This window comes from Hymenobacter artigasi (assembly GCF_012275535.1).
In the GTDB taxonomy this organism is placed as follows: domain Bacteria; phylum Bacteroidota; class Bacteroidia; order Cytophagales; family Hymenobacteraceae; genus Hymenobacter; species Hymenobacter artigasi.
The window spans coordinates 1-13946 of sequence record NZ_JAAVTK010000002.1 but is presented as its reverse complement, the minus strand read 5'-3'; the positions used below and the strand labels follow the sequence as shown (position 1 = coordinate 13946).

At 61.8% G+C, this 13946-nt stretch carries 8 protein-coding genes; 4 read left to right on the top strand and 4 right to left on the bottom strand.

Annotation, left to right across the window (positions count from 1 at the left end; translation table 11 throughout):
• Positions 1 to 52: 52 nt before the first annotated feature.
• The 3 genes from HBN54_RS03555 to HBN54_RS03545 form a co-directional block, all read right to left on the bottom strand.
• Positions 53 to 1297 (bottom strand): OmpP1/FadL family transporter, encoded by a 1245-nt coding sequence (locus HBN54_RS03555; protein WP_168671790.1) that lies wholly within the window; start codon positions 1295 to 1297, stop codon positions 53 to 55.
• A gap of 225 nt (positions 1298 to 1522) precedes the next feature.
• Positions 1523 to 2527 (bottom strand): endolytic transglycosylase MltG, encoded by a 1005-nt coding sequence (gene mltG, locus HBN54_RS03550; protein ID WP_210427938.1) that lies wholly within the window; start codon positions 2525 to 2527, stop codon positions 1523 to 1525.
• A 201-nt stretch (positions 2528 to 2728) separates the two neighbouring features.
• On the bottom strand, positions 2729 to 4228 hold the full coding sequence (locus HBN54_RS03545; RefSeq protein ID WP_168671788.1) for a helix-turn-helix domain-containing protein: 1500 nt from the start codon (positions 4226 to 4228) through the stop codon (positions 2729 to 2731).
• A 296-nt stretch (positions 4229 to 4524) separates the two neighbouring features.
• On the opposite strand from HBN54_RS03545, the gene aceB reads away from it, so the two are divergent.
• Positions 4525 to 6150 carry a malate synthase A gene (aceB, locus tag HBN54_RS03540; RefSeq protein ID WP_168671787.1) on the top strand — a complete coding sequence of 542 codons (1626 nt, stop codon included), beginning with the start codon at positions 4525 to 4527 and terminating at the stop codon, positions 6148 to 6150.
• Positions 6151 to 6383: 233 nt separating this feature from the next.
• The gene (gene aceA, locus HBN54_RS03535; protein ID WP_168671786.1) at positions 6384 to 7667 is read left to right on the top strand and encodes an isocitrate lyase; all 1284 of its coding nucleotides are present in this window, start codon (positions 6384 to 6386) and stop codon (positions 7665 to 7667) included.
• A 182-nt stretch (positions 7668 to 7849) separates the two neighbouring features.
• On the opposite strand, the gene HBN54_RS03530 is transcribed toward aceA, so the two are convergent.
• Positions 7850 to 9016, bottom strand: coding sequence for a ribonuclease D (locus tag HBN54_RS03530; RefSeq protein WP_168671785.1), 1167 nt, complete (start codon positions 9014 to 9016; stop codon positions 7850 to 7852).
• Between the two features lie 277 nt (positions 9017 to 9293).
• Between HBN54_RS03530 and HBN54_RS03525 the strand changes: the two genes are divergently transcribed.
• A complete protein-coding gene (locus HBN54_RS03525; protein WP_235955381.1) occupies positions 9294 to 12410 on the top strand; it encodes a SusC/RagA family TonB-linked outer membrane protein in 3117 nt (1038 codons plus the stop codon).
• A 39-nt stretch (positions 12411 to 12449) separates the two neighbouring features.
• Positions 12450 to 13808 (top strand): RagB/SusD family nutrient uptake outer membrane protein, encoded by a 1359-nt coding sequence (locus HBN54_RS03520; RefSeq protein WP_168671784.1) that lies wholly within the window; start codon positions 12450 to 12452, stop codon positions 13806 to 13808.
• Positions 13809 to 13946: the final 138 nt, after the last annotated feature.

Below are 13946 nucleotides of genomic sequence, written 5' to 3'. Positions count from 1 at the left end.
GGAAATCGAAATCGAAAATGCAGAATGAGGGGGTGCGGAGCCGATGGCAGGCTTAGAAGGCCACCGCAATGCCTACCGAGGCCGTATTGACGGCCATGCGGTAGGTACCGGCTACGTTGGACACCTTCGCGTTGGTGGGGGCCACGCGGGCGGTGCGCAGCTGGCTGTAGTCGAAGGCATAGGCCGCCTCCAGCGCCAGGCGGGAGCTGAGCTGGTAGCTCAGGCCGGCCGATACGCCCAGGCGGTTGGCATCGAGAAACTCGGGGTTGATGTACTCGTCGCGCACGGGCGTCTCGTCGTAGTGAAAGCCGCCGAGCACAGTCAGCTTGGGGTTCACCTGGTACTCGGTGCCTACCCGAAAGCTCAGGGCGTCTTCGTAGCGGCGCACGCTGCTTTGGGTGCGGGCGGGGGTGTTGCCCGTGGCGGCCACGTTCAGCTTCAGCGAATCGACCGAGCTCCAGCCGCTCAGCGAGAAATCGAAGGTGAGCAGCAATTTCTTGGTGATGCGGTCGGCGATGCCCACGGAAAGCGTGCTGGGCATGGTGATGCGCGTGGTGAAGGCCGACGCGGCCGGCGCCAGGCCGGCATCGCGGGCGGGCACGCCGGTGGTGGTGAGGGTGCCGTTGTTCATTTTCAGCTGCACGCTGCTGCGGTAGCTGATGCCGAAGGACAGGTTGTCGCCGCTGCGGCCGTACAGGCCCGCATTCACCCCAAACCCCGAGCCGCTGGCGCTAAGCTGGGTCTGGGCCGCTTGGTCGTCGTACTGGCCCAGGGCGCTGCGCTGGCTGTACTTGCCAAACGCGTACACAAAGCCCACGCCGGCGCTAAAGTTGTCGTTGAGCCGGATGCCCACCGTGGGCTGCACAAAGTAGGTATTGAGCTGGCTTTCCTGAATTACGGAGCGGCCTTCCCAGGTGCTGGGCCACTTGGTGTGGTAGCCGTAGGGCGTGGTGATGGCCAGGCCCAGGGCCACGCGCTTGTTCAGGGCGTGGGTGGCGTAGAGGTAGCCGCCGGGCTGCACCACCAGGTCCTGGTCGGTGCGCTGGTAGGTGTCCTGCCCCACAAAGGAGGCGCGCCGTATCTGGCCCATGCCCCCAATGCTGATGCGGGTGAGGGAGTCGGCCCACTGGCCCAGCAGGCCGGGATTGGTGCTCAGGCTGGCAATGCTGTTGATGTAGGCCGTGCTGGCCCCGCCCAGGCCCAGTACCCGGGCACCCTGCGGGCCGCTGTCATATCCGCTGGCCGAAGCCGTTAATCCACAGAAGACAGGAATCAGAAAAAGAAGAGGTTGGCGCATACGGGCGGTTTTGCGGAAAATTGGGAAACAAATGTACACAGCCAGCCGGTAGCAGCCCAGCCCCCGGCCCGTGGCCCACATTAAGAAATGAAATGCGACCACCACTGCCACAGTCGCGCCGGGCTGCCCTGCGCAGGTGCTGTGAAGTGCTCAAGCCCAGCGCGGAGTGTTTGGAGGAGCGGGTTTTAGTTCAGCAAAAAGCTGGTTGGCGGCGCAGGGATTTTTTCAGCGCTTCACCCCCAGGCTGTCGAGCCGGTGCTGGTAGCGCCGCGCATTGAGCTTGTGCTGGGCGTAGGTTTCGGCAAAGTCGGAGAAGCCGCTGCCGTCGGGCCGGGCGCAGAAGAACAGGTTCTGGTTGTGCGCCGGCTTGAGCACGGCCAGCAGCGAGCCCGGCAGCGGCGTGGTGATGGGGCCGGGCGGCAGGCCCTTGTGGCGGTAGGTGTTGTAGGGCGAATCCACTTTCTTGTCCACGTTCAGTACGCGCTTGCGGGTGCCCAAGCCGTGCAGGGGCCAGAGCAGAGTGGGGTCGGCCTGCAGGGGCTGGCCGTTGCGCAGGCGGTTGAGGTACACGGCGGCAATGAGGGGCTTGTCGGTGGGTTGGGCCGTTTCGCGCTGCACGATGCTGGCCAGCACGCTTACCTGCACACGGGTCATCTTCAGCGAATCGGCCCGGGCCTGGCGTTGCGGCGTCCAGAAGCGCCGGTAGCGGGCGGCCACCGAATCGAGAAAAACCGGGGCGCTGGTGTTCCACAGCAGCCGGTATTGCCCCGGGATAAACATGGTGCGAATAGTACAGGTATCGAGGTGGTAGCGTCGTTGCAGGCCCTCGTTGTCGCCCAGCAGCAGCTCCAGCTTAAAGGAGTCGGTTTCGAGCCGGCCGCATACTTTGCGCGGCAGCTGGTCGAGGTAATGAAAGGGCTTTAGCTCGAACTTCACCGTATCCTGCCGGCCAAACAGCAGCATCTTTACCAGGTCGATATTGCCCATACCGGGGTCCAGCCGGTAGCGGCCGGGCAGTACGTGGGTGGGGTAGTCGTGGTGCTCGGCCACCCAGCGGAAAGTGGTCGGTTCCAGTAGCAGCTCATGCTTTTGCAAAGAGTCAAGCACCGCCGCGTAGCCCGTGCCGGTGCGGATGTAGAGGTAGGCCGGGCCTTCGGCGAAGGCCGTGACGTTGGGGCGGTAGGCCACACGCCACACGGCGTAGCCGGCGGCGGCTAGGAGCAGCAGCAATGCTATTAAATAGGGGAGAAGGCGGCGGGCGGGCTTGGGCAAAAGGATGTTGGCGGTTGGATGGGTAAAGTTAGGGCGGCGCGGCCGGGTCACCTCACCCCCGGCCCCTCTCCTTGGGGAGAGGGGAGCCAGTCGTTAACAAACGAAACAAAGTCATCAGGCTCCCCTCTCCGCGGGAGAGGGGCCGGGGGTGAGGTGCCGCTACCCCGCCACCAGCTCCGCCACGGCGGCCTCAAACGCTGCCCGCTCGGCCAGCCGTACGATTTCCGTGGGGGCCGCCGCCCGCGACTCGCAATCCTCGATAGGGCAGCGCTCGCAGGTTTCATTCACGATGCGGAAGGGCAGGGCCGGGTCGGCCAGGAAGCGGATGTGCGACTTCAGGTTGTCGTCGCAGCGCAGGCCCACGGTCACGCTTAGGGCCATCTGGGTAGGGGTGCCGGCGCGGGCCAGTGTGAAGCAGAGGTACTCGTCGTCGGTGCCGAAATAGCGGGACTTTTGCGCGCCGGCCACTGTCACGGGGGCGGCAGCGGTGTCGGGCAGGGGCAGGGCGCGGGCCTCATCGAGGAGGCGCAGGCTCACCCAGCGGCGGCAGTAGTGCTCATTCAGCTCGTTGCCGTGGGGGTTGTGCAGGCGGGCCAGGTGCAGCTCCTTGGTCAGCTCGTAGGGCGCGTTGGCGTCGGTCTGGTCGAAGCGCAGGAAGAACAGGCTTTGCAGCCCAAAATGGCGTGGCAGTAGCGTGGTGAGGCGCTGCATAAACATCTCGGGGCTCACGTCGTACTGCGTCATCAGGTTCAGCAGCAGCTCGGGTTGCCACTTTTTGGCCCCGAAAAACTTCTTCACGTCGCGCAGCAGGCTTTCCTCCTCCATCAGCAGCGCCCCGGCAAAATAGGAGGCCTTGAAGTTGTTCAGGACCTCATCGAAGGAGCTCACCTGCAGGCTGCTGCTCACGTAAGGCCGCTCCGTCAGCTTCAGGTAGTTAAACGCCACCTCGCGGCCCAGCACGAACGCCTGCTGGCCCCGGCTCAGGCCCGGCCGCAGCAGCAGGCGCCGGGTTTTGGGCTGAAATACGCTCCGCAGTCGGGCCTGGGTGGCCACGGCGTGCCGGCCCAGCGTTTCGCGGTCCAGGGTGTAGCCGTATTCTTGGGTCAGCACGCGCTCCAGCTGGCTAAGGTCGAACGGCGCGGCGGTGCTCAGCTGGTGGCTGCCCACGAAGGCGCGCACGTCCTGCTCCAGGTCCTCGAAGTAATTGTCGTGCATCTCCTGAAACGAGCGTAGCGCGGCCAGAAACAGGTGTTCCTGGCGCATCTCGTAGTTGCGCGCAATCTCGAAGATGGTGCTGATGAAGGCATTCATCCGGGCCGGGGCGTTGGCAATCAGCTCGATGATGCGGGCCGGCTCCAGGCCGTACATCTCCAGCGGAAACTCCTTCAGCATCTTGGAGTTCAGCAGCTCGCCGATGGGCTCCAGCCTGCGCGGCAGCTCCAGCGAGGTGAGCTGGTCGTAGCGCACGTCCAGGGCCTTGCTCAGGCTCAGAATCTTGTCGGCTTTGGGGTACTTCTTGCCCTTCTCAATCTCGTTGAGGTAGCTCACCGACACGTCGCAGACCCGCGCCAGCTCGGCCGGGCTCAGGCTGCGCTCCTGCCGCAACTCGCGCAGCTTCAGACCAAAAATGAGGCGGACGACCTGGCCGTGATTGAGCATTTTTTGATTTGAAAATGTGGGGGATGCGGAAATATGAGAAATTCCTTTTGGTTAGATTAGCAAATGCCTGCCGCCGTAAAAAGCCGTTTTAAGCCGAAAGGAAAGCGTTTCGCAACGAAGCCAGCTTTTTAACAAAGGTAAGCGAGGAAGCAAATTCTGTAACTTTAGCGAATATTCGCTAGATATTTAAATTCGCTTCGTTATGTTTGTATCGGTTGTCATGCACGAGCCGCGAGAGGAAGACTGAACGAAGTCGTTTTCTCATTTCCACATTCTCACCTTCTCACATTAAAACAATGACCTTCACCGACGTTGCCCCCACCCCAGCGCCCACCTACCTCACTCCCGAGCGGGTGAAAGTCATCGGCGCATACTCCCCGGCGTTTGCCGAAATCCTCACGCCCTCGGCCCTGGCCTTCGTGGCCGAGCTGCACCGCCGCTTCGACCACACGCGGCAGGCCCTGCTGGCCCGCCGCACCGAGCGGCAGGCCGATTTTGAGGCCGGCATCCTCCCAGACTTTCTGCCCGAAACCCAGCGCATCCGCGAGCAGGAATGGACCGTAGCCCCGCTGCCCGCTGACCTGCTCGACCGCCGCGTGGAAATCACCGGCCCCGTGGAGCGGAAGATGATTATCAATGCGTTGAACTCCGGGGCCAGCGTGTTCATGGCCGATTTGGAGGACTCCAACGCGCCCACTTGGGACAACGTCATCGAGGGCCAGATTAATCTGCGCGATGCCGTGCGCCGTACCATCTCCCTCAGCACGCCCACCAAAGAGTACAAGCTGAACGAGAAAACCGCCGTGCTCATGGTGCGCCCACGCGGCTGGCATCTGGTCGAGAAACACATTCTGGTCGATGGCGAGCCCATCAGCGCCTCGCTGCTCGATTTCGGCCTCTACTATTTCCACAACGCCCACGAGCTGTGCGCCCGGGGCACGGCGCCGTACTTCTACCTGCCCAAGCTCGAAAGCCACCTCGAAGCCCGCCTGTGGAACGACGTGTTCGGCTTCGCTCAGTGGTCAATGAAACAGCCGAAATGCGTCATCAAAGCCACAGTTTTGATTGAAACGCTACCGGCCGCCTTCGAGCTGAATGAAATCCTATATGAGCTGCGCGAGCACAGCGCGGGCCTCAATTGCGGGCGCTGGGACTACATATTCAGCTATATCAAACGGCTGGGCCTGAACCCCGATTTCCGTCTGCCCAACCGCGCCGAGGTAACCATGACCGTGCCTTTCATGGCCGCTTATTCGGCGCTGGTGGTGCAAACCTGCCACCGCCGGGGCGTGCACGCTATCGGCGGCATGGCCGCCCAGATTCCCATCAAAAACGACCCTGCCGCCAACGACGCAGCCCTGGAAAAGGTGCGGCAGGATAAAATCCGCGAAGCCACCAACGGCCACGACGGCACCTGGGTGGCCCATCCCGGCCTGGTGCCGGTGGCGTTGGAAGTCTTCAACCGCCTGATGCCCGGTCCCAACCAAATCGAGAACAAGCGCCTGGATGTGCACGTAACGGCCGCCGATTTGGTGCAAGCCCCCACCGGCAGCATCACCGAGGATGGTTTGAAGCTGAACATCGACGTAGCCATTCAATACCTTGCCTCCTGGCTGGGGGGCAACGGCTGCGTGCCGATTTACAACCTGATGGAGGACGCTGCCACGGCCGAAATTAGCCGGGCGCAGGTGTGGCAGTGGCTGCACACGCCGGGTACCGTGCTGACCGATGGCCGCCCCGTCACCACGGAGCTGTACCGGGGCCTGGTGCCCGGCCAGCTGGAGAAAATCAAGGCGCAGGTAGGAGAGGAGGCCTACTCAACAGGCCATTTCGTGAATGCTGCCCGGCTTTTTGATAAGCTGGTGATGAGCGAGCAGTTCATCGAATTCCTGACCGTGCCGGCCTACGAGCAGCTGGCGTAGCCTCGCCAGACGACTTCACCTCACCCCCTGACCCCCTCTCCCGTGGAGAGGGGGCACCGGAAATGCTCTGGGTGATAATCGTCAGGCTCCCCCTCTCCGCGGGAGAGGGGGCCGGGGGGTGAGGTGACCCGCCCGCGCCACAATCCCATCAAATTCATAAAAAAGCCGCCCCATGGGCAGCCCGGTATCCCTTTGCCCAAACCTAACCCACCACCAACCTAATCTCAGGCCCCATGAAAACCCAACCCCAACGCGCCGCCGAAATCGCCCTCGACTGGGCCCACAACCCCCGCTGGATTGGCATCCAGCGCCCTTATTCGCCCGAGGATGTGGTGAAACTGCAGGGCTCCGTGCACATCGAGTACTCGCTGGCCCGCCAGGGTGCCGAGCGGCTTTGGGACCTGCTGCACACCCGCGAGTACGTGGCCGGGCTGGGCGCGCTCACCGGCAACCAGGCCGTGCAGGAAGTGCAGGCGGGCTTGCTGGCCATTTACCTCAGCGGCTGGCAGGTGGCGGCCGATGCCAACGGCGCCGGCCACATGTACCCCGACCAAAGCCTATACCCCGTGGACAGCGTGCCGGCCGTGGTGCGCCGCATCAACAACGCTCTGCTGCGCGCTGACCAGATTCAGCACCTCGACGGCCGGAGCGACATTCACTACCTCGCGCCCATCGTGGCCGATGCCGAGGCCGGTTTCGGTGGCAATCTGAATGCCTTTGAGCTGATGAAGATGATGATTGAGGCCGGGGCGGCCGGCGTGCATTTCGAAGACCAGCTCTCATCGGCCAAGAAGTGCGGGCATTTGGGCGGCAAAGTGCTGGTGCCCACCCAGGAAGCTATCAACAAGCTGGTGGCCGCCCGCCTGGCCGCCGACGTGCTGGGCGTGCCCACGCTCATCGTAGCCCGCACCGATGCCGATGCCGCCGACCTGCTCACCGCCGATGTAGACCCCCGCGACCAGCCCTTCATCCTGCAGGAGGCCGAACGGACCAACGAAGGCTTCTATCGCATCCGCTGCGGTATTGAGGCCGGTATTGCCCGTGGCCTGGCCTATGCACCCTACGCCGACCTCATCTGGATGGAAACCTCGCACCCCGACCTGGACGATGCGCGCAAGTTTGCCGAAGCCATTCATGCCCAATTCCCCGGCAAGCTGCTGGCGTACAACTGCTCGCCGTCGTTCAACTGGGCCTCCAAGCTGAGCGTGGAGCAGATGGAAACCTTCCGCGAGGAGCTGGCCGCCATGGGTTACAAGTTCCAGTTTATCACGTTGGCCGGTTTCCACGCCCTCAATACCAGCATGTTTGAGCTGGCCCAGGCCTACCGCCAGCGCGGCATGGCCGGCTACTCGGAGCTGCAGGAGCGCGAATTTGCGCTGGCCAAAGACGGCTACCAGGCCGTGAAGCACCAGTCATTCGTAGGCACCGGCTACTTCGACGCCGTGCAAAACGTGGTGACCAGCAACCAGACCAGCACCGCCGCCTTGGTGGGCAGCACAGAGGAAGCACAATTCTAAATCACTGATTACGCAGATTTAAGCGGATTTCACGGATTTTGTAGTCGATTAAAATCAACAAAAAAGGCTTGCCAATTGGCAAGCCTTTTTTGTTCTCCTGACACCTTTATGAATCTCCGGATGACTGGCAATAATCGTCTACAAAATCCGTGGAATCCGCTTAAATCTGCGTAATAAGTGATTTAGAAGGGCTGCTCAATTGACGCGTAATCCTCGCCGTGCTTCTCGGCCGAACCCTTTAGCAGCTGCTGCTGCCAGGGGCGCAGGGCGGCTTCGGTGCCCAGCTCGATGATGTCGGCGATGAGGCGGTTGCTGAGGACCATGTTGGCCATGGTGCTGCCGTGGTCGGTGGTGAGGTGGCTTTTCAGGGCCATAAGCAGGGCTTCGCGGGCATCGGCGCGGGCGGCAGCGGGGCCGTTGAGGCGGCGGCGGAACGGAAACTTACGCTGCTCGGGCGGCAGCGGCGCATCGGGCTCCAAGTCGGTGGTGCCGATGGCGAGGAGCTGCTCGGCGTAGGGCGAGCGTTTCAGCTCGGGGTGCAGGCCGTTGGCGGTGCGCAGCTGGAGCGCGGTTTCGAGCGGATTGCGGGCCAGCTCGGCCAGCCGGTCGTTGCTGAGAACGTGGTAAGGCGGGCGGTCGAGCTGCCGGGCCACGGTATCGCGCAGCATAAACAGCTCCCGGAACATGGGCATTTCCTGGGCCGAAATCTTGTACTTAGCGGCGTTGCGCGACCACGGGCGCGGGTCGTCGCGGCCGTAGCGCACGGCTTCGAGGGCCAGGTTTTCCTGGGCGGCCCAGTCGGCCCGGTCCAACTCGGTGAGGCGGGCACTGAGGCGGTCGGTAAGCTCGAAGAGATAGAGCACGTCGTTGGCGGCATATTCCTTCTGGGCTTCGGTGAGCGGACGCTTCAGCCAGTTCGATTTCTGTTCGCCCTTATCTACTTCGAAGCCCAGTTCGGCCTGAATAAGGCGGCCCAGCGAAATGTTATTATCCTCGGCGGCCAACAAAGTAAACTGCACGCTGGTGTCCACAATGGTGCGGCAATTCACGCTGAACACCTCGTCGAGCAGCAGGATATCCGACTTGCAGGAGTGGAATACCTTGGCCACGGCCGGGTCGCGGAGCACCGCAAACAGCGGCTCCAGGTCGGCGGCCATGTCGGGCAGAGGCAAGGGGTCAATCAGGTACACCTCCGTGCCGTCAAATACCTGAATAAGTGCCAAGTGGCGGCCGTAACGGTGGCGCATATCGTCAAATTCCAGGTCGATGCCGATGCGCGGCAGGGTGGCGAAATGCGCGGCGGCGGTAGCAATAGCGTCGGCCGTGGTGAGGTAATGAATGGTTGGCATTGAGGCAATAAGGGAATCAGCGAGGCTGGCACCGAGGACAGCACAAGGTTGAGACGGTAAAGGTAGCAGGTATGGCAGTGCCCAACAGAGTGGGGACGGTCCCAATAAAAAACTATTGGAGGAGAAAGGTGTGTAATTATATTTGTTTCAACATCGTGTAGTTGGAGTTAAACTCAATTCATCACTCCGGGTCAAACGTTGCGTTTTTCTTAACAAAACGGTTGGAGCACGGTTTTGCCATTTTTTTCGAGTTCATTAATCACCATTTTTCACGGACATGAAACAAACTTTATTCGTCCCCATAAGACCAGCCATGATAGCGGCGGCGGTTCTGTTCTCGGCTCCGGCCTGGGCGCAGTCGGTGGCCATTAGTGGCCACGTTACCGGCTCCGATGGTGGTGACCTGCCTGGAGCTACCGTTCTGGAGCGCGGTACTACCAACGGCGTGAGCACCGGGGCCAACGGTTCGTTCAGCCTGAGCGTGAAGCCCGGGGCTACGCTGGTTATCAGCTCGGTGGGCTACACGGCGCAGACCATTGCGGTGGGCAGCCAAACGGCCATCAACGTGACGCTGGCCGTGGCGGCTACGCAGCTGAGCGAAGCGGTAGTAGTAGGCTACGGCACCCAGTCCAAAACCGACCTCACCGGTTCCGTGGCCACGGTTTCGTCCAAGGAAATTGCCAACACGCCGGTTACGTCGTTCGAGCAGGCCATTCAGGGCAAGGCGGCCGGCGTATTTATTGAGAACGGCAGCGGCAAGCTGGGCCAGGCCGTGAAGGTGCGCGTGCGCGGCACTACGTCGGTGAGCGGCGATACGCAGCCGCTGTACGTAATCGACGGCATTCCCATTACTTCGGAAGACCAGTCGGGCACCACGGCGCCCACCAACCCGATTGCCGACCTCAACCCCAACGACATCGAGTCCATCAGCATTCTGAAGGATGCTTCGTCGTCGGCTATCTACGGCTCGCGCGGGTCCAACGGCGTTATCCTCATTACCACCAAGCACGGTAAGAGCGGTGCCACCAAGTTCAACCTGGGCTACCAGACCGGCCTGAGTGAGCCCACCCACAAAAAGTCGTACCTGAATTCGGCCGACTATGTGATGCTGGAGCGTGAGGCCGCTGCCAATGAGAACGTGCGCGACCCTTCGTTCGACTATGTGGCTTACACCGAGTCCCGTCTGCGCCGCTTTTCGGCGGGCAACGACGACTACAAGACGGCGGCCGTGAACACCAACTGGCAGGACCAGGCCTTCCAGCGTGCCCCCTTCAGCCAGTATGACCTGGGGGCCAACGGCGGCGACGAGAAAACCCGCTTTTACATCGCCGGCAACTACACCAACCAGAAGGGCATCCTCATCAACAACAAGTTTGAGAAGATGAGCGCCCGCATCAACGTGGACCACAACGCCAGCAAGCGCCTGACCCTAGGCGTGAACATTAACCTGGCCCGTACCAAAAACAACCGCCTCGACAACGACAACTCCTTCGGCACGCCGCTTCAGCTGGTGGCCTTGTCGCCCATCACGCCCCTTATCGACCCCCGCACGGGGCTGTTGAGCGGCGCGCTGGACCCGGCTACTGGCCAGCCCAACACCAACTTCCCGGTGTACTACAACCCGCTGCTGAGCGTGGAAAACGCCTCGTTTGTGACCACGGTGTACCGCACGGTGGGTAACGTGTACGGGCAGTTTAAAATCGTAGATGGCCTCTCATTCCGCAGCGAGCTGGGCATGGACCTGCTCAACCAGAACGAGACTTCCTACCAGGGCCGCCTCACGGCCCGCAACACGGACTTCACCAGCAACGGCAACGGCTACAATGCCTATGTGCAGAACAACCGCTTCACGACCAACAACTTCCTGACCTACCAGAAGCGCTTTGCTGAGCTACACTCGGTGGAGGCCGTGGTGGGTACTTCTTACGAGGAGCGGCGCATCAACAGCAACAGTGTGTCGGGCCAGCAGTTTCCGAGCGATGCCTTCAAGTACATTACCAGCGCGGGTTTGATTAACGCCGGTTCGTCGCGCAGCACGGGCAGCACGCTGCTCTCGTACTTCGCCCGCGTCAACTACGCCTTTGCCAGCAAGTACCTGCTCACCCTGAGCGGCCGCGTTGACGGTTCGTCGCGCTTCGGCAAAAACAACCCCTACGGCTTCTTCCCGGCTGCTTCGCTGGGCTGGGTAGTGACCGATGAAGCCTTCCTGCACGACCAGAAAGTGCTGAGCCTGCTTAAGCCGCGCGTCAGCTTCGGCAGAACGGGCAACCAGGGCTTTGGCGACTTCATTTCGCGCTCCCTGTACTCGGGCGGCTCCTACGCGGGCGGCCCCACTATCCGGCCGGAGATATTATCGGGCAATACAACGCTGGGCAACCCCGACCTGAAGTGGGAATCGACCACGCAGGCCGACGCCGGCCTCGAATTCGGCTTCCTCGATAACCGCATCACCGGTGAGGTGGATGCCTATCTGAAAAAGACCACCGGCCTGGTGCTGTCGGTGCTCACGCCTAGCGTGACGGGCTACTCGAACCAGTACCGCAACGTGGGCAGCCTCGAAAACAAGGGCCTGGAATTCTCGCTGACCACCCGCAACGCGGTGGGTGCCTTCGCCTGGACCACCACCTTCAACGCGGCCACCAACCAGAATAAAGTAACGAACCTCGACAAGCAAATCCTGAACGGCGGCTACGTGAACCGCGCCGTGGAAGGCCAGCCCATCGGCGTGTTCTACACCGTGGAATATGCTGGGGTGGACCGCGACAACGGCGATGCCCTGTACTGGAAAAACAAGGTGAACGACGACGGCAGCACGACCATTGACCACAGCGCCGGCACGACCAGCAACTACAACGATGCCAACCGCGTGGTAGTGGGCAACCCCAACCCGCGTTGGGTGGGTGGTGTAACCAACACCCTGAGCTACAAAGGAGTGGAGCTGAATTTCACGTTCCAGGGCGTGTTCGGCAACAAGGTTTTTGACGGTGGCGGGCAGTACCAGGCCGCCAACGCCAGCAACGGCTTCGACAACCAGACCTCCGACCAGCTGAACCGCTGGCAGAAGCCCGGCGACATCACCAACGTGCCCCAGGCCCGCCTGTTTGAGGGCAATGGCACCGCCAACTCGACCCGCTACCTCTCCAACGGCGACTACGTGCGCCTGAAGACGACTACCCTGAGCTACACCCTGCCCGCTGCCGTGGTGGGTAAGGCTATGCTTGAGCGCGTGCGCATCTACCTCTCGGGCGTCAACCTGCTCACCTTCACGCCCTACAAGGGCTGGGACCCGGAAGTGAACGCCGACTACCAAGCTAGTAACATTGGCCAGGGCAACGACTTCTACTCGGCCCCGCAAGCCCGCACCTACACCGTGGGCATCAATGTGGGCTTCTAAGCCCGGGCTCTTTTCCTCACTTCCGACAGTTCGAACTATATGAAAAAGGTATTTTATCCCCTGGCCCTGGCTGCCGGCCTCAGCGCGGCATTGCTGAGCGGCTGCGGCAAGCGCCTCGACGTGGCCCCCGTGAACTCGGTGCCCGCCGAAACGGCCCTCAACAACTCCAACGACGTGGAAACGCTGCTGAAAGGCGGCTACGAGCTGGCCGGCGACCAGTACCTCTACGGCGGTGGCTTCCAGTACTACTCCGATTTCCTGGGCGACAACGGTGAAATCCAGTTTGGCGGCACCTACAGCCAGCCAAAGGAGATTTTCAACAAGCGCATTCTGGTGAATAACTCCTTCGTGTCCTTCACCTGGACCAATGCGTACCGTACCATCAACGTGGCCAATACGGTGTTGGACAACCTTGGCAAAGTAACCGCCTCCAAAGCCGATGCCGTGGCCGGCGGGGCCAAGTTCCTGCGCGGCTCGCTGTATTTCGACCTTGTGCGTCTCTACGCCAAGGCTTGGAACGACGGCACGCCCGCCAGCAACCCCGGCGTAGTGCTGGTGCTCACGCCTACCAATACCACCGACCCCTCCAACGCCCTCACCGTAACGGGCCAGGCCCGGCGCAACTCGGTGGCTGAAGTCTACACCCAGGTCATCAAGGACCTGCTGGATGCCGAGCGCCTGCTGCCCGCCTCCAACGGCGTATTTGCTAGTAGCGCGGCCGCTTCGGCCATGCTCTCGCGGGTGTACCTGCAACAGGGCCGCTACGCCGATGCCGCCGCCGAGGCCAACAAGGTGATTCAGACCGGCAACTACTCGCTGGTACCTAGCTACGCCGATGAGTTTGCCAACAAGGCCAACACCAGCGAAAGCGTATTCGACGTTCAGCTCACCACCCAAAGCGGCACCAACGACCTGAACACGTTCTACTCCAGCAACGGCCGGGGCGATGTGGCGGTGCTCGATTTGCACCTGGGCCTGTACAATGCGGCCGATGACCGCCTGAACCTGTTCGACACCAGCAATGGCCCCGACGCGGCCCTTACCCTGAAGTTCGACAACATTCATGGCAACATTCACCTCATCCGTCTGGCCGAAATGTACCTCACCCGCGCCGAGGGTAACTTCCGGGCTGGTACCACACTGGGTGCCACGCCGCTGGCCGATGTGAACCGCGTACGGGCCCGTGCAAAACTGCCGGCCCTCACCACGCTCACCCTGCCCGTTATCCTGCGCGAGCGGCACCTGGAGCTGGCTTTCGAAGGCTTCCTGTTGCACGACCTCAAGCGCAACGCCGCGTCGGTAGGCACCCTGCCCTACAGCTCGCCCAAGCTGATTTTCCCCATTCCCCAGCGCGAGCGCGACCTGAACGCCAACCTGCAGCAGAACGAAGGCTACTAAACTGCCCACGTTTTCAGCTACAAAAAAAGCCCTGGCACACTGCCTTGTCCTTACCCAAAACTCTGAAAAGCGCCGGCCGGTAGGCCGGCGCTTTTTTTTGGCATTACTCCTGCAACAGTTGGGCGGCCATCTGCACGC